Source organism: Streptosporangium sp. NPDC048886, from assembly GCF_055586905.1.
The window spans coordinates 353,982-370,509 of the sequence record NZ_JBVJHH010000003.1 but is presented as its reverse complement, the minus strand read 5'-3'; the positions used below and the strand labels follow the sequence as shown (position 1 = coordinate 370,509).

At 71.7% G+C, this 16,528-nt stretch carries 12 protein-coding genes and 1 pseudogene; 7 read left to right on the top strand and 6 right to left on the bottom strand.

Annotated elements, in window-relative coordinates; translation table 11 throughout:
* Positions 1-403: 403 nt before the first annotated feature.
* Complete coding sequence (locus ACZ6R6_RS05780) at positions 404-2,287, top strand: ABC transporter ATP-binding protein (protein WP_470090470.1); 1,884 nt, start codon at positions 404-406, stop codon at positions 2,285-2,287.
* 106 nt (positions 2,288-2,393) lie between these two features.
* Here the strand turns inward: ACZ6R6_RS05780 and ACZ6R6_RS05775 are convergent, their stop codons facing one another.
* Complete coding sequence (locus tag ACZ6R6_RS05775; RefSeq protein WP_470090468.1) at positions 2,394-3,812, bottom strand: rhamnulokinase; 1,419 nt, start codon at positions 3,810-3,812, stop codon at positions 2,394-2,396.
* A gap of 3 nt (positions 3,813-3,815) precedes the next feature.
* On the bottom strand, positions 3,816-4,307 hold the full coding sequence (locus ACZ6R6_RS05770) for a LacI family DNA-binding transcriptional regulator (protein ID WP_470090467.1): 492 nt from the start codon (positions 4,305-4,307) through the stop codon (positions 3,816-3,818).
* A gap of 226 nt (positions 4,308-4,533) precedes the next feature.
* On the opposite strand from ACZ6R6_RS05770, the gene rhaI reads away from it, so the two are divergent.
* The 4 genes from rhaI (at position 4,534) to ACZ6R6_RS05750 (ending at position 9,589) form a co-directional block, all read left to right on the top strand.
* Entirely contained in the window at positions 4,534-5,706 is a 1,173-nt protein-coding gene (gene rhaI / locus ACZ6R6_RS05765) for an L-rhamnose isomerase (protein WP_470090466.1), read from the top strand.
* A gap of 88 nt (positions 5,707-5,794) precedes the next feature.
* Positions 5,795-7,843 carry a bifunctional aldolase/short-chain dehydrogenase gene (locus ACZ6R6_RS05760; protein ID WP_470090464.1) on the top strand — a complete coding sequence of 683 codons (2,049 nt, stop codon included), beginning with the start codon at positions 5,795-5,797 and terminating at the stop codon, positions 7,841-7,843.
* A 64-nt stretch (positions 7,844-7,907) separates the two neighbouring features.
* A complete protein-coding gene (locus ACZ6R6_RS05755; protein ID WP_470090463.1) occupies positions 7,908-8,198 on the top strand; it encodes a hypothetical protein in 291 nt (96 codons plus the stop codon).
* 566 nt (positions 8,199-8,764) lie between these two features.
* On the top strand, positions 8,765-9,589 hold the full coding sequence (locus ACZ6R6_RS05750) for an alpha/beta fold hydrolase (protein ID WP_470090462.1): 825 nt from the start codon (positions 8,765-8,767) through the stop codon (positions 9,587-9,589).
* A gap of 306 nt (positions 9,590-9,895) precedes the next feature.
* Here ACZ6R6_RS05750 and ACZ6R6_RS05745 read toward each other — a convergent pair whose 3' ends face one another.
* Entirely contained in the window at positions 9,896-11,065 is a 1,170-nt protein-coding gene (locus ACZ6R6_RS05745) for an aminotransferase class V-fold PLP-dependent enzyme (protein ID WP_470090460.1), read from the bottom strand.
* A gap of 400 nt (positions 11,066-11,465) precedes the next feature.
* Here ACZ6R6_RS05745 and ACZ6R6_RS05740 point away from each other — a divergent pair, with 400 nt between their 5' ends.
* Positions 11,466-12,728 (top strand): C39 family peptidase, encoded by a 1,263-nt coding sequence (locus ACZ6R6_RS05740; protein WP_470090459.1) that lies wholly within the window; start codon positions 11,466-11,468, stop codon positions 12,726-12,728.
* Positions 12,729-12,903: 175 nt separating this feature from the next.
* Here the strand turns inward: ACZ6R6_RS05740 and ACZ6R6_RS05735 are convergent, their stop codons facing one another.
* The 3 genes and pseudogenes from ACZ6R6_RS05735 to ACZ6R6_RS05725 all read right to left on the bottom strand — a co-directional run bounded on the left by ACZ6R6_RS05735 (position 12,904) and on the right by ACZ6R6_RS05725 (position 15,249).
* A complete protein-coding gene (locus tag ACZ6R6_RS05735) occupies positions 12,904-13,794 on the bottom strand; it encodes a toll/interleukin-1 receptor domain-containing protein (RefSeq protein WP_470090457.1) in 891 nt (296 codons plus the stop codon).
* A 146-nt stretch (positions 13,795-13,940) separates the two neighbouring features.
* Positions 13,941-14,090: pseudogene (locus ACZ6R6_RS05730) on the bottom strand (ClpX C4-type zinc finger protein); the annotation flags it as partial.
* Positions 14,091-14,286: 196 nt separating this feature from the next.
* A complete protein-coding gene (locus ACZ6R6_RS05725) occupies positions 14,287-15,249 on the bottom strand; it encodes an FkbO/Hyg5 family chorismatase (RefSeq protein WP_470090455.1) in 963 nt (320 codons plus the stop codon).
* Between the two features lie 437 nt (positions 15,250-15,686).
* On the opposite strand from ACZ6R6_RS05725, the gene ACZ6R6_RS05720 reads away from it, so the two are divergent.
* Positions 15,687-16,511: a class I SAM-dependent methyltransferase gene (locus tag ACZ6R6_RS05720; protein WP_470090454.1), complete on the top strand. Its 825-nt coding sequence runs from the start codon at positions 15,687-15,689 to the stop codon at positions 16,509-16,511.
* Positions 16,512-16,528: the final 17 nt, after the last annotated feature.

The following is a 16,528-nucleotide window of genomic DNA, read 5'->3' as shown; positions in this document are numbered from 1 at the left end:
GGGGCGGGCGCGGCTCCCACGGAGAACGCGGCCGCCCCGGGACCGGGACCCCTGACCCCTTCACCGCCGCGACACGCCGTCCGGGGCCCACGGGCAAGATGGGCGCGGACGTCCTCCGGTCCGAGGTCGAGGCGGTTCACCCCATCAGAGGTCGGAGCGGTTGACCTCAGGTTAAGTTGAGGTCTTAGTGTCCTCTTGTGTCGCCACCGGGGAACGCGGGCGACGTCGTGGCCCCGCGGGAGGTCCGCCACGGCGGAGCCACGCGTGTCCCCGGCGACCGACGCGATCACCGCGACCCCCGGCGGGACCGCCGCATCCACGGCTCCGGCCCACGGCGCCGGAGGGTTCTGTCGGTGCTCCATGAAAAAGTCGGAGACCGCCCCCCAGACACCGGAGACATGCGATGGACATGGAAGTGACCGCGTGGACGTCGCTCTACCACGCGATGAACGCCCAGGACGAGAAGCGGCCGTTCTCCAGGGCCGCGCTGCGGCGCATCACCGGATTCGCGCGGCCACACCGTAGGCTTCTCACCTGGTTCCTGCTGCTCAGCGTCGTGACGGCGGCCCTGGCCGTGGCGACCCCCGTGCTCGCGGGCCGGGTCGTCGACGCGATCGTCAAGGGCATGGCGCTGGAGACCGTCGTCGTGCTCGCCGTGCTCATCGCCGTCATCGCGGTGGCGGAGGCCGGGCTCGGGCTGATGACGCGGTGGCTGTCGGCGAGCATCGGCGAGGGCCTGATCCTCGACCTGCGCACCGCGGTCTTCGACCACGTGCAGCGCATGCCGATCGCCTTCTTCACCCGCACCCGCACCGGCGCGCTGGTCAGCCGGCTGAACAACGACGTCATCGGCGCGCAGCGGGCCTTCAGCGACACCTTCTCCGGCGTGGTCGGCAACCTCGTGACGCTGGTGCTCACCCTCGCCGTGATGATCGGGACCTCCTGGCAGATCACCTTGCTCGCGCTGCTGATGCTGCCGGTGTTCGTCCTGCCCGCGCGGCGGATGGGCACCCGGCTGGCGCGGCTCGAACGCGAGTCGGCCGACCACAACGCGGCGATGAGCACGCAGATGACGGAGCGCTTCTCCGCGCCCGGGGCGACGCTCGTGAAACTCTTCGGCCGGCCCGCCGACGAGTCGGCCGAGTTCGTCACGCGGGCCCGCCGGGTGCGTGACATCGGGGTGCGCACAGCGATGGTGCAGTCGGTCTTCGTCACCGCGCTGATGCTGGTCTCGGCGCTCGCTCTCGCCGTCGTCTACGGTCTCGGCGGGTTCTACGCGCTGCGGGGACAGCTGGAGCCGGGCGCCGTCGTCGCGATGGCGCTGCTGCTGACCCGCCTCTACGCCCCGCTGACCGCCCTGGCCAGCGCGCGGGTCGAGGTGATGAGCGCCCTGGTGAGCTTCGAGAGGGTCTTCGAGGTGCTCGACCTCAAGCCCCTGATCACCGAGCGGCCCGACGCCCGGCGGGTGCCCGAGGGGCCGGTGTCGGTGGAGTTCGACGGGGTTCGGTTCGCCTACCCGTCGGCGGACAAGGTGTCGCTCGCGTCGCTGGAGGAGGTCGCGGCCCTCGACACGCGGGGCGGTGTCGAGGTGCTGCACGGGGTGTCCTTCCGGGCCGAGCCGGGGCAGATGGTGGCGCTGGTCGGCTCCTCGGGGGCCGGGAAGTCGACGATCGCGCAGCTCGTGCCGAGGCTCTACGACGCCGACGAGGGCGCCGTGCGCCTGTCCGGCGTGGACGTCCGCGACCTGTCCGCCGAGTCGATCCGCCAGACGCTCGGGATGGTGACGCAGGACGGCCACCTGTTCCACGAGTCGATCCGCGCCAACCTGCTCCTGGCCCGGCCGGGGGCCTCGGAGGAGGAGCTGTGGGAGGTGCTGCGCCGCGCCCGGCTCGCCGAGCTCATCGAGGCGCTGCCCGACGGGCTGGACACCGTCGTCGGCGAGCGCGGCTACCGGCTCTCCGGCGGCGAGCGCCAGCGGCTGACGATCGCGCGGCTGCTGCTGGCCCGCCCGCGGGTGGTGATCCTCGACGAGGCCACCGCGCACCTGGACTCCACCTCGGAGGCCGCGGTGCAGGAGGCGCTGGGCGAGGCCCTGGCCGGGCGGACCTCGGTGGTGATCGCGCACCGGCTCTCCACCGTCCGGGCCGCGGACCTCATCCTCGTCATCGAGGACGGCCGGATCGTGGAGCGCGGCACGCACCTCGACCTCCTCGCCGCCGGCGGCCGCTACGAGGAGCTCTACCGGACCCAGTTCGACCAGCCCTCCGTCAGCGAGGCGGTCCACTGACCGGCCCACCGGGCCGGAGTGGGGGACCCCGGGCCGCAGGGCTGGAGTGGGGGATCCCGGGTCGCCGGGACGCGCCCCGGGCTCCAGGGGGACCGGGAACCGCCGCTCAGCGGTCGGTCAGCCGGGCCGCGGCCCGGGCCCATGCCTCCTCCCCGGCCCCGGGGCGGTAGGTGACGAGCTGCTCGCCCCGCCGCACCAGGGCGCGGATGTCGGAGACCACGCCCTGGGCGCGGGCCTGGACCAGCGCGTTGCCCAGGGCGGCGGCCTCCACCGGGCCGGCGATCACCGGCAGGCCGGTCGCGTCGGCGGTCATCTGGCACAGCAGCGTGTTGCGGGCGCCGCCGCCGACCACGTGCACGACCTCCACGTCCTGGCCGCTGAGCCGTACGGCGTCGCGGACCGCCCGGCGGTAGGCGAGGGCCAGGCTCTCCAGCACGCACCGCACGACCTGGGCCCTGCCGTCCGGGGGCCGCTGGCCGGTGCGCTCGCAGAACGCGGCGATCCTGGTGGGCATGTCGCCCGGCGGCAGGAAGGCGGGGTCGTCGGGGTCGATCACCGCCTGGAAGGGCCGGGCCCGCGCGGCGGCCGCGAGCAGCTCGGGCAGGCCGGCGTCGCCCCAGGCACGCACGCACTCCTGCAGGATCCACAGGCCCATCACGTTGCGCAGATAGCGGATGGTGCCGTCCAGGCCGCCCTCGTTGGTGAAGTTGGCCAGGCGGCTCTCCTCGGTCAGGACGGGCCGGGGGAGTTCGAGCCCGACGAGTGACCAGGTGCCGGAGGAGATGTAGGCGAACCGGTCGGTCACGGCGGGCACCGCCACGACCGCCGAGGCGGTGTCGTGCGAGGCCACCGCGGTGACCGGGGTGGAGCCGGGCAGTCCGGTCTCCGCGGCGACCTCGGCGCGGAGCGTCCCGGCGGCCGAACCCGGCCGCCGCAGCTCCGGCAGGATCCCGGCCGGCAGCCCCAGCCGGTCCGCCAGCCCGCGGGCCCAGCCGCCGGTCCGCACGTCGTACAGCCCGGTGGTGGAGGCGTTGGTGGCCTCCGCGCCGACGGAGCCGGTCAGCCAGTGGGTCAGCAGGTCGGGGATCATCAGCAGCGTCTCGGCCCGGCTGAGATCCGGTTCGGCGAGCAGCTGGTAGACCGTGTTGAACGGCAGGAACTGCAGGCCGCTGACCTGGTAGAGCGCCTCGGCCCCCACGTCGGCGGCGACCCGCTCCATGATCCCGTCGGTCCGCCCGTCGCGGTAGTGCACCGGGTTGCCGATGAGCCGCCCGGCGCCGTCGAGCAGGCCGTAGTCGACCGCCCAGGAGTCGATGCCGACCGAGTCGACCGGACCGGCCGCGCGCAGCCCGTCGAGCACTCCTCGGTACAGGGCGAGGATGTCCCAGTGCAGGGTCCCGCCGGCCCGGACCGGGCGGTTGGCGAAGCGGTGCACCTCGGTGAGACGCACCCGGCCGCCGGTTATCCGCGCGGTCATCACCCGGCCGCTGGAGGCACCCAGGTCCACTGCCGCATATACGCTCATCCGTCACTCATCACTGCTCGTCGGGTGGTCGCCGTCCCGCCCGGCCCGGCCGGTGGACTCGCGGACGACCGGTTCGGGCTGGAACATGATCTGCCGGTGGGCGTGCGCGGCGGGGTCGCCGGGCTCCTCCAGCAGCAGCTCGGCGGCGATCTGCCCGAGCTTGTAGGTGGGCTGGCGGACCGAGCTGCGCGAGACGGCCGAGTTGCCGAGGATCACCGCGTAGCCGAGGTCGCCGGCGACGTCCTCGGCCCCGGCCGCGACGTCGGTGAAGAACGGGTTGCCGATGTCCATGACCGACAGCCCGATGGTCCGGCTGTGCCCGGCGCGCAGCGACGAGGCCGAGCCGTGCCGGACGGACCCGAGCTCGCCGATGGCGCGTCGGACGCGTTCGCGGGTCGTGGGGGAGACCCGCTCGGGCCGGTTGAGCACGTTCGAGACCGTGCCGGGGGAGACCCGCGCGAGCCGGGCGACGTCCCTGATGCTGACAGCGCCCAACTACCCTCCCGGTCCCGGCGTCGTTAAAACGTGTTACTCAGTTCGCGGAGACCTTATCCAAACATGCCGCCCGGCCGGGTGCCACCCCGCTCCCGACATGAGGCGTAACGCATCGGGAACGGGCTGTTCATCCCCCATTGACAGGGCCGGATCACCGGGTTTAGCGTCCCGTCCGATCCTCTAAAACGTTTTTAAGTCCAGAGGCCGGAGAGGGGAACCGGATTTCATGAGCGACATCAGGGCCACGCTGCGGGCGCAGGCCATCGAGACCCCGTCCTGGGCGTACGGCAACAGCGGCACCCGGTTCAAGGTGTTCGCCCAGCGGGGCGTGCCCCGTGACCCCTACGAGAAGCTGGCCGACGCGGCCCAGGTGCACGCCTTCACCGGGGTCGCGCCGACGGTGGCGCTGCACATCCCCTGGGACCGGGTGGACGACTACGCCGACCTGGCCCGGCACGCGGCCGAGCTGGGCGTGCGGATCGGCGCGATCAACTCCAACGTCTTCCAGGACGACGACTACCGGCTGGGCAGCGTCACCAACCCCGACCCGGCGGTGCGGCGCAAGGCGCTGGACCACCTGCTGGCGTGCGTGGACGTCATGGACACCACCGGCTCCGACACGCTGAAGCTGTGGTTCTCCGACGGCACCAACTACCCCGGCCAGGACGACATCCGCGAGCGGCAGGACCGGCTGGCCGAGGCGCTGGCGGCCGTCTACGACCGGCTGGGCGAGGGGCAGCGCTTCCTGCTGGAGTACAAGCTGTTCGAGCCCGCCTTCTACGTGACCGACGTGCCCGACTGGGGCACCGCCTACGCGCACTGCCTGCGGCTGGGCGACAAGGCGCAGGTGGTGGTGGACACCGGGCACCACGCGCCGGGCACCAACATCGAGTTCATCGTGGCGTTCCTGCTCCGGGAGGGCAAGCTCGGCGGGTTCGACTTCAACTCCCGCTTCTACGCCGACGACGACCTGATGGTGGGGGCGGCCGACCCGTTCCAGCTCTTCCGGATCATGTACGAGGTGATCCGCGGCGGCGCCCTCTCCGGCCGGTACGCCGGGCCGGAGCAGGGGGTGGCGTTCATGCTCGACCAGTGCCACAACATCGAGCCGAAGATCCCCGGCCAGATCCGCTCGGTGATGAACATCCAGGAGGCCACGGCCAAGGCGCTGCGGGTCGACGGGGACGCGCTGGCCAGGGCCCAGGCCGAGGGCGACGTGCTGGGCGCCAACGCCGTGCTGATGGACGCCTACAGCACCGACGTCCGGCCGCTGCTGGCCGAGCTGCGCCAGGAGCTGGGCCTCGACCCCGACCCGATGGCCGCATACGCCCGCTCCGGCTACTTCGAGAAGATCGCCGCCGAGCGTGTCGGCGGCACACAGGCGGGCTGGGGCGCCTGACCGCCGCACCCGTCCCGCCGGACGCGTCCCGTGCCGGGGCGCGGGACGGCACATCGAGAGATCACTGTTTATCCGTGGGGGGATGTTCATGACTTCGCCGGTTGAGAAGCTGCTGCAGCGCTCGCACGCGCTCGGCGCGGATCCGCGCAACACCAACTTCGCGGGCGGCAACACCTCGGCCAAGGGAGCGGCCGTCGATCCGGTGACCGGGTCCGACGTGGAGCTGATGTGGGTCAAGGGGTCGGGCGGCGACCTCGGCACGCTGACCGAGGCGGGCCTGGCCGTACTGCGGCTGGACCGGCTGCGGGCGCTGGCCCAGGTGTATCCGGGGGTGGAGCGCGAGGACGAGATGGTCGCCGCGTTCGACTTCTGCGCCTTCGGCAAGGGGGGCGCCGCGCCGTCGATCGACACCGCCATGCACGGCCTGGTCGAGGCCGCCCACGTGGACCACCTGCACCCGGACGCGGGCATCGCGATCGCCGCCGCCGCCGACGGAGAGGAACTGACCGCGCGGATCTTCGGCGACCGGGTGGTCTGGGTGCCGTGGCGCCGCCCCGGCTTCCAGCTCGGCCTGGACATCGCCGCCATCAAGGACGCCCACCCGGAGGCGGTCGGCTGCGTCCTCGGCGGCCACGGCATCACCGCCTGGGGTGACACCTCCGAGGAGTGCGAGGCCAACTCGCTGTGGATCATCCGGACCGCCGAGGCCCACATCGCCGAGCACGGCGCGGCCGAGCCGTTCGGGCCGGTCAGGCCGGGCTACGGCCCGCTGCCGGAGGAGGCCCGGCGCGAGCGGGCCGCCGCCCTGTTCCCGGTGATCCGCGGCCTGGCCTCCACCGACGTCCGGCAGGTCGGCCACTACACCGCCACCGAGGAGGTCCTGGACTTCCTGTCGCGCGAGCGCCACCCCGAGCTGGCCGCGCTCGGCACCTCCTGCCCCGACCACTTCCTGCGGACCAAGGTCGCCCCGCTGGTGCTCGACCTGCCCGCCGACGCGCCGCCGGCCGAGGTCACGGCACGGCTGGGCGAGCTGCACGCCGCCTACCGCGAGGACTACGCGGCCTACTACGACCGGCACGCCACCCCGGACTCGCCTGCCATGCGCGGCGCCGACCCGGCGATCGTCCTGGTCCCCGGCGTCGGCATGTTCAGTTTCGGCAAGGACAAGCAGACCGCCCGGGTTGCGGGGGAGTTCTACGTCAACGCGATCAACGTGATGCGCGGCGCCGAGGCGCTGTCCAGCTACGCCCCGATCGAGGAGTCGGAGAAGTTCCGCATCGAATACTGGGAGCTGGAGGAGGCCAAGCTCCGCCGGATGCCCGCGCCCAAGCCGCTGGCCGCCCGGGTCGCGCTGGTCACCGGGGGCGGGTCGGGCATCGGCGCCGCCACCGCCCGCAGGCTCGCGGCCGAGGGCGCCTGCGTGGTCGTCGCCGACCGCGACCTCGCCGCAGCCGAGAAGGTCGCCGCCGAGCTCGGCGCCCGGGCCCACCGGCCCGAGGACGTCGCGACCGCCGTACAGGCGGACGTCACCGACGAGGAGCAGGTCGTCGCGGCCGTACGGCAGGCGGTGCTGGCCTTCGGCGGCGTCGACCTGATCGTCAACAATGCCGGGCTGTCGCTGTCCCGGTCGCTGCTGGAGACCAGCGTCGCCGACTGGGACCTGCAGCACGACGTGATGGCCCGCGGCTCGTTCCTGGTCTCCCGCGAGACCGCCCGCGTCATGATCGACCAGCGGATGGGCGGGGACGTCGTCTACATCTCCTCCAAGAACTCGATCTTCGCCGGGCCCGACAACGTCGCCTACGGCGCGGCCAAGGCCGACCAGGCCCACCAGGTCCGCCTGCTCGCCGCCGAGCTGGGCCGGTACGGGATCCGGGTCAACGGCGTCAACCCCGACGGCGTGGTCCGCGGGTCCGGGATCTTCGCCTCCGGCTGGGGCGCCAACCGGGCGGCGGTGTACGGGGTGGAGGAGGACAAGCTCGGCGAGTTCTACGCCCAGCGCACCCTGCTCAGGCGCGAGGTGCTGCCCGAGCACATCGCCGCCGCGGTCTTCGCCCTCACCGGCGGAGAGCTGTCGCTCACCACGGGCCTGCACATCCCCGTCGACGCCGGCGTCGCCGCGGCCTTCCTGCGGTAATCCCCCGCGGGGGCGGTCCCGCTTCCCGGGGCCGGCCTGCTGCGGCGCCTGTCCGCTGCCGGAGATGGCCGACGCCTTCATGCGCTGCGGCATCCCGTCCCGCTCGGTCTCCGGCTACCTGGAGGACGAGCGGGCCTGGGCGAAGATCGGGCGCTGGGGCGGGGCCGCCGGGGTGCGGGCCGCGCTCCGGCGGGGACGGCACGGCCTGATGGGCCACCTCTACCCGGGCATGCTCGACGTCGCCACCGACCTCACGCTCATCCCGGCGAACCTCGGCGGTCACGTGGAGGTGCTGGAGTTCGACGACCTGCGGGTGCGGGCGGAGAAGGTCACCGACGCCGAGGTCAAGCCGTGACCCACGGCCCCGCATGAACACCCCGTGAGCGTCGAGGGGAGCACGACGGGCGACGACCCCTGAACCGTCGTGATCCCGGAATGGGCACGTCCGCACGCCGGACGTGCCCATTCCTGTGTCCGGCTGGCAGGAAGTGGTCGCCGGCGGGCAACTTGCTGTCTCCGAAATCCCTGGTTCCGGAACCCCGGAACGCGCAGAGTTGTCTGTACGAGGACAGCGGAAAGGACGGAGGAAGGGCCTCGAAAAAAACGCCATATGGATTTCCGTCACCGGATCCACCTGGGAAAGAGAGGAGGAAGGCAGCCGGGCCGCCGGATCCGGGAGTCGTGTCGAATTTAAATTGTCGGTGAATTTACGGACAGCGGAAATGGAGATGGAATGTTCTATTCGGAGAGCGGACTGAAGGCGTTGGGCGCACCGGCGGGGAGACCGGCCGCCGAGCCGGGCGGCGGGGAGACGGCCGGCGCGTGGATCCACGCCCAGCCGCCGGGACCCCGCGTGACCGGTCGCTGGACGCGGACGTACGCCCGCGTCCAGAACCGCTTACACGATCAGAAGGGGATTCCATGACTGAGATGGCGTCGGGCAACGGCGCGGCCACCGCCATGAGCAAAGTCCTTTCGAGTGACGGCACCGCCATCGCCTTCGAACGGGTGGGGCGGGGGCCGGCGCTCATCCTGGTGGGCGGGGCGCTCAGCCACCGGGCGCTGCCGGGGATGGTGGAGCTGACCGGGCTGCTGTCACGGCACTTCACCGTCGTCAACTACGACCGCCGAGGCCGGGGCGACAGCGGGGACAGGGAGCCGTACGCGGTGGAGCGGGAGATCGAAGATCTCGACGCCATGATCAACATGGTGGGCGGGTCGGCGTCGGTGTGGGGCATCTCCTCCGGGGGAGTCCTCGCCCTCAAGGCGGCGGCGCACGGCCTGGCCATCAACAAGCTGGCGCTGTACGAACCACCGTTCGTGGCCGGCGGCAGTGGCCGCCGGCCACCGGCCGATCACCAGGAGCGGCTGACGCGGCTGGTCGCGGCCGGGCGGCGGAGCGAGGCGGCCGCCTACTTCATGACGAAGGTGGTCGGCGTCCCCCCGGTGCTCGTGGCGGCGATGCGGCTGCTGCCCCGGTGGTCACAGCTCAAGGCGGTGGCCAACACGCTGCCCTACGACGCCGCGGTGATGGGGGACTACTCGTTACCGGTCAGGCAGCTGGGCCTGATCACGGTGCCGACGCTCGTGATTGCCGGGGAGAGGAGCCCGGCGGTGCGGCGACAGGCGGCGCGGGAGCTCACCGAGGCCGTCCCCACCGCGCGGCACCGCCCGCTGGAGGAGCAGAACCACAACGTGTCGATGAAGGCCCTCGCGCCCGTGCTGGTGGAGTACTTCAAAGACTGAGAGGCCTGGAAGGAGAGGGTGAGAAGGGCGAGTGACCTGAGAGGAGAGACTGAAGGGAGAGGCGGCGCGTCCCGTGCCCGGCCTCCGGTCCGCCCCGGAGGCCGGGCACGGGACGCAGGCATGTGTCCTGCCGGCGCCTGGGGATCATGGGTGCCGGAGCGGCAGTGACGTCGCGCCTTGCCGCGGTGACGCGGTGACCAGGCGGGCGGCGGCGCGCAGGGGCTTCCGAGAGGCGGCAGCGCGCGCGGGGTCCCCGGCGGGCGGCAGCGCGCGCGGGGTCCCGCGGTGGGCCCGCGCGGGACGGGCTCAGGTGCCGAGTCCGGCCAGCAGGGCGGCGAGCCGGTGGATGTCGTCGACGGTGATGTCCACGTGCGGGCTGAAGCGCAGCACCGGACGGGTCATGTCGTGCGGCGCCCGCTCCGTTCCGGCGACGGTGCTGACCACCCCGTGGTGGAGCAGTCCGGCACGGGTCCGTCCGACGTCGTGGCCGCGCTCCCGCGGCTCCAGGGACACGATCGCGCCGGGCGCGTCGAGCGGGTCCCGCAGCCGCCAGCCGGGGAGCCCGGCGAGCGCCGAGCGGAGCGCGGAGCCGACGGCGTGCAGCCGTTCCCTGATCAGGACGGGGCCCAGCCCGTGATATTCGCGCAGTGCGGTGGCCAGCCCGGCACGGCCGGCGACGGACGCCTCACGGCTCTCCAGGCGGCGCACCGGCCGTTGCTCGCCGGGCCACGCCCCGACGGCGAGCGCGGGGGCTCTGGGGACCAGGCGTGCCTGCCACGGATCCCGCACCCCCAGGTAGCCCACACCGCGCGGGCCGCAGAGATATTTCCGGCCCGTGCCGTAGACCGCCGCGCAGCCGGTCGCCGGCAGATCGATCTGGCCCAGCGCCTGAGCGGTGTCGACCACGACGGGCACCTCGGCCGGCTCGCACACCGCCACGGCCTCCGCCACCGGCTGGACCAGCGCGCGGTGCGCCGCCGCGGCGGTGAGATGCACCATCGCCGGCCGGTCCGCGGCCAGCCGCCGGCGGAGGGCCTCCACATCCAGCCGCCCCTGGCCGTCGGCGGCGAGGAACTCCACGCGCAGCCCGCGGTCGCCGAACGCCGCCAGGTTCGGTCCCCACTCGCTGGGCAGCACCCACACGCGGTCCCCGGTCTCGACGGGCCACGAGGCCAGCAACTGCGCGAGCGCGGCCGATCCGCTCTCCACGAAGGCCAGGTCGTCGCCGTCGAAGCCCAGCAGGGCGCCCAGCAGGTCGCGTGCTCCGTGCAGCTCCTCCGTGACCGCGGCCTCCGCGACGTATCCGCCCACCTCGGCCTCAAGGGCGAGGTGGGCGGCGACGCGGTCGCGGACGGCCCGGCTGGTCCGCCCACACGCGGCGGTGTCCACGTGCAGCCCCTGAGCCGGTCCGCGCGCGGCGGCCCAGCCACGTCCGACCCCCTCGTGCGGCAGCCCCCGGCCCACGGCCGTCCTCACCGGCCGTCCCGGCCACCGCCGTGACCGGGCCCGTTCACCGTGCCCGAGCCCGGGGCACGCCGCTCCGCGGGCGTGGTACGGCGCTCCGCGGGCGGGGCCGGGCGATCACCCGCCACCGGGCCACCCGGCCTGCGCCCGGTCCGCGGGCGGTCGATCAGTGATCATGATCCCAATGGTAGAGGCGTACCCCCGAGATCCACGCGGTCACCCGGCGATCCCACGGCACGGCCATGCGGGCATCGGGCGGCTGCGGAGGCGTCCGGTCACGGAGGCGTGTGGTTCGGGTGCTCTCCGGCTGTGAGGGATGTCCAGTCGCGATACGTAAACTCCCCGATGCGGGAAATGCCCTGTGGGCTCTACCGTCTGTGAGGTCGAGAGCCCCCCAGGCAAGGGTGAGCCCATGCGCGTGCTGAGCGTGTTCGTCTCCGCCGTCCTGCTGACCACGACCTTCACGACCGCCGCCGTGAGCTCCGCCGCGGCCGAGGCGAAACCTCCACCCGGCCCGGTGAACGTCGTCTACCAGCGGGCCGCCTTCACCACGGGCACCGCCGAAGGCGTGACGGCCGGAGACGGCCTGTCCTTCGCCTCCCCGGCCGGGACGACCTCCTACACCGACGCGCTCGGCACCAGGACCTGGGAGTACGCCCGCTGGACCGGCCCGGAACAGCAGGTCGGCTTCGCCGCGACGGAGCTGATCGCCTCCTGGACCGCCGACACCCCGGCCGGTAGCTGGCTGCAGGTCGAGATGCGCGGCCGCCACGCGGCCGGGCTGACCAAGTGGTACGTCATGGGTCGCTGGGCCTACGGCGAGGCCGACATCCGGCGCACCTCGGTGCCGGGCCAGGCCGACGCCGACGGCACCGTGTCCGTCGACACCTTCGTCGCGGCGGCGGGCAGGGCGATCACCGCCTACCAGCTGCGCGTCACGCTGCACCGCACGCCCGGCTCCGCCGTGACGCCGAGGGTGCGGACGCTGGGGGCGATGGCCTCGGCCGTCCCCGAGCGCAAGACGGTGCCGGTCAGTCCCGGCGGCGGGGCGTGGGGGACCGAGCTGAACGTGCCCCGCCGCTCCCAGAGCATCCACCAGGGCCACTACCCCGAGTGGGACGGCGGCGGCCAGGCGTGGTGCAGTCCGACCTCGACCACGATGGTCCTGGGCTACTGGGGCAGGTGGCCCAGCGCGCAGGACACCTCCTGGGTCGACCCGTCCGACCCCAACCCCGAGGTGGACTACGCCGCCCGCTACACCTACGACCACGCCTACCAGGGCGCCGGCAACTGGCCGTTCAACACCGCCTACGCCGGCCGCTACGGCATGGAGGGGTTCATCACCCGGCTGCGTTCGCTGACCGAGCTGGAGCGCCTGATCGCCGCCGGCATCCCGGTGATCACTTCCCAGTCGTTCAAGAAGGGCGAGCTGCCCGGCGCGGGATACGGCACCGACGGCCACATCATGGTGGTGGTGGGCTTCACCGCCACCGGCGACGTCATCGCCAACGACCCCGCCTCGCCGAGCAACGACGCGGTGCGCCGGATCTACCCGCGGGCCGACTTCGAGAACATCTGGCTGCGCAGCTCCAGCAGCGGCGGCGTCGTCTACGTCATCCACCCGCCGGGCCACGCCCTGCCCCCCACCGTCCCGGGGCTGCCCGCCAACTGGTAGGTCCCCACCCGCCCGCGGTGTGCCGCCCGGCGCGCCGCGGGCGTGGCTCTGCTTTCCCGGACGTCCGCCTTCCCGGACGTCCGCCTTCCCGTACGTCCGCCTGACGGCGGCAGGCCGGCCACCGGCCCGGAGGCGGGACGGGACCGGCTCCGGGCCGGCCACGGCCCGCGGGTGACTACGACTCGGCGGCCTGCTTGATCCGCTGGCAGATGCGCAGCCACGCCTCCTGGCGCCTGGCCCTGGGGAGGGCGGCCAGGGGGGTGCGGATGTCGTGGGCGGCCTGGTAGGCCGCGATGGGTGTCTCCTCGTAGAGACAGTTCTCCACCAGGACCCAGAGGATCTTGACGTTCTCCGTCTTGGCCGCTTTGAGGAAGTAGGGGAGCTCCTCGGCGGTGATGAACGTGGAGTTCAGGAACTCCGGGCTGACGAGCATGACGGCGACACTGGTGGAGGCCAGTGCCTGGTCGATCTCATCACGCCACAGCTGACTCGGCTTGATCTCCTGGTCGTACCAGATGTTGAGCGCGTTGTTGCGGATCAGGGGACCGATCATGGTCGTCAGCTCCGTCAGCCACGCGCGGTCCTTCCTGCTGTAGCTGATGAAGACGCGGTCGCGCTTCACGGCCACCGGCCGCCCCTTCTTGTCCAGGAGAGTCGCCGGGCGCGCTCCCCTGACGACGTCTTCGTCCACGAGGCAGGAATGGATGTCCTTCCTGTCGGGGAGCAGGAACAGCACGTCGCGCATGGTCCGGTCGAGGACGCGGTGCAGTCCGCGCGCCCCCGCCTGTTCCCTGAGCGCCCGCTGGACGAGCTCCTCCACCGCTCCGTCGGTGACCGTGAGATCGCAGCGGTGCTCGCTCAGCAACGCCTGGTACTGCCGGATCGGCGACTGCGGCGTCGAGTGCAGGATGGAGCGGAGATGATCGGCGCTCAGCGGTTCGAAGGCGCTGATGGTGGTGAACCGGGCGGCGAACTCCGGCATGAGCCCGAAGGCGATCAGGTCCTCCTGGCCGGTCTCGGTCAGGATCCTCCCCGGCTCCGCCGCGACCTGCTGCGGTGTCTTCAATGACGGTGGACGGCCACGGCGACATCGCGCTTGGCCTCTTCCCGGCCGATGACGTAATCGGACAGCCGGTCGTACAGCCAGGACGGCCGGGGAGGCTCAGTGCGCGCTATGTCATGGAATTTCCGCTTTTTGGATTTCTTGTCGTCTTCGGCCTTCTCCTCGGAGAGGATCTCGTTGCACAGCTCCACGCACTCATCGCAGATGTATACCTCGGGCCCCGCGATCACCTTGACTACCTCGTGCTGCGATTTGTTGCAGAAACTGCAGTAAGTGATCTCTACGGATTCCACTGGCACCTGCTCGCGTGATTCCCATGACCCATTGACCTCAGAGTAATCCGCGCCCACTGCCCGTGATGCTGTGATTTCTGGTTTTTTATCGACGGATCATCGGAACCCCGGCGGAGCCGGCCCGCGGTTCACCGGCCGGCCGGACCCGCCTCCCCGCGCCCGTGCCGCGCTGCGCGGGGGACCGGCCCGGAGCCAGGTGGGTTCACGCTCCGCCGGAGGCCGTCAGGCGTTCCGGCGTGACCATCCCCTCGATCTCCACCAGGAGGTCGTCCCGGCATATGTCCACGTTCAGATAGGCGACTTCGGCGTCTCCGGAGAAAGCGCCGGAACACATCCGCCGCACGAGAGGTATGTCCGCGCCGCGCTTCACGTAGACTTTCACGGAATCAAGGTCCTGGAGCGTCAGGTCCGCGCCGATTCCATACTGTGCGAGATTCTCCGGGCCGATGAGCACCGAGATGTTGTCGAGCGTCGTGGCGCACTGCCGTTCGATGTCGCCCTTATATACGGTCTCGCAGCCAAGTATGCTGGCGGTCCCGGAGACGAACAGGTAATCGGACCGGATGGGGCTCCCCGATGACAGACAGGTGGCCCGGGCGAAGCTGGGCGACTTCATCCCGTATCGCGGTGGATAGCGGTAGGCGGGGGTCTGCCGGGGATTCTCGATATTCGTCACCCGCGCCGAACGGCACGCGATGAAATAGAATGCCACACCGCCGCCGTGACTCCCCACGCAGGTGGCGGCGGGTATGAGCCGCTCCGACATCTGCCGCTGCTCGAACGCGGCCGCGCGGCCTCTGCAGAACTGGGTGTACACGTTGTGGCCGCCGTCGTCCACGTCGTTGATCTCGTTGACCATGTTCCACACGCGGACGACGTTCGGGTAGCCGAGCAGCTCGATGAGCTCGAATGCCGCGAGGTAGGCGGCCTCGGTCGAGGTGACGTAGTCCGCGGTCTCCCCGATCCGCCCGCAACAGAACAGATACTCCCCGTCGTGCGCGTACGCCAGGCCCTTGTGTCGCCCGCTCGTCACGTCCGCGGTGGTCCGCCACACCTCCGTGAACGCAGGGCCCCCGTCGTCGCGCATCGACAGCGTCAGCGACGGATGGCCGTCCCGGACGACCGGACCACCGGCTCGATCCGAGTATCCGACCGCGCCCAGCACCCGGCCGGCCGGACTCACTCCGGATCCCGCGTTCTCGAATCGGCAGCTCAGGCCGGCCAGAGAAGTGGTAATGGTCATCGTCGGTCCTGTCTGCCGGAGACGGTTCGTCCCCAAGCATGAGTGTCCCGATCCTCGTCGATCATCTTCCGTATTGCGGCCGCCACCCCTATTCCACATTGCGCCGTCCCTGCCTCGGCCTTTTCCGAATTGTGTGGACAATGGCGGCAGGACGGGGCTCTCACCCCTATTGCCGGAGATCCCTTTTTCGAAGAAGACGGCCCGCCGCGGCCCTGGAATTCTCGGTGGGGCGGGGCAGTGGCCTCCCACCGCCCCGTGAATGTCGTCATATCCGTGGACGGGACCGCCTCTGCTCCATCCGGTCCGTGGCATAACGATTTCCCTCAGGGAGCAGCATCTCCTACCCGGAGGCCGCACCGATGACGCAGCAACTCGTTGAGCGTTATGGCGATGACGTTTTCAACCACGCCACCGTGACCGAGGACGAGCGCCTGAACGCGCTGTCCCAGGAGCTGGATCCGGCGTCGTTCAGGCGGCTGGAATCCCTGCCCTTCCGGTCCGACTGGCGCTGTCTGGAGCTGGGTGCGGGGACCGGTACGGTGGCCCGCCGGCTCGCCGAGCGCTGCCCCCGGGGCACCGTGGTCGCCACCGATCTCGATCTGGGGCTCGTCGGGGACCGGCACGGGGAGCGGGCCAACCTGTCATGGCTCCAGCACGACCTGACGCGTGACGACTTCCCTCCCGGGTCTTTCGACTTCATCCACGCCCGCTACCTGTTCTGCCATCTGCGCAGCCGGGAACTGGACCTCGCCCGGGTCGTCAGCTGGCTGGCCCCCGGCGGCTGGCTGATGCTGGAGGAGCCGGCCGAGTTCCCCATCGAATCCTCACCGCACACGGCCTATCGCGAGACGAGCATGGGGGTCTTCACGGCCCTGGCCGAGCGCATCGGCACCGACTGCCGGTGGCCCCGGGCCCTGCACGACCGTCTGAGCCGGGTGGGGCTGGTGGATGTCGAGATGGACCTCGCCTACTCGGTCGTCGGCGGAGACCGGCCGATGAGCCGCTTCTGGAAGCTGACCATCGACCAGCTCGCCCCGGCCCTGGAGGCCATCGACGGGATCACCGCCGTCATGATCGATGAGACCCGGGCCCGGCTGAGCGATCCGGACTTCCGCGATCTGGGGATGGCCACGATCGCCGTCTGGGGCCGCCGGCCCGGCATCCCCGCGCAGGGCCACGCCTGAACCACCGGACGCGGAGT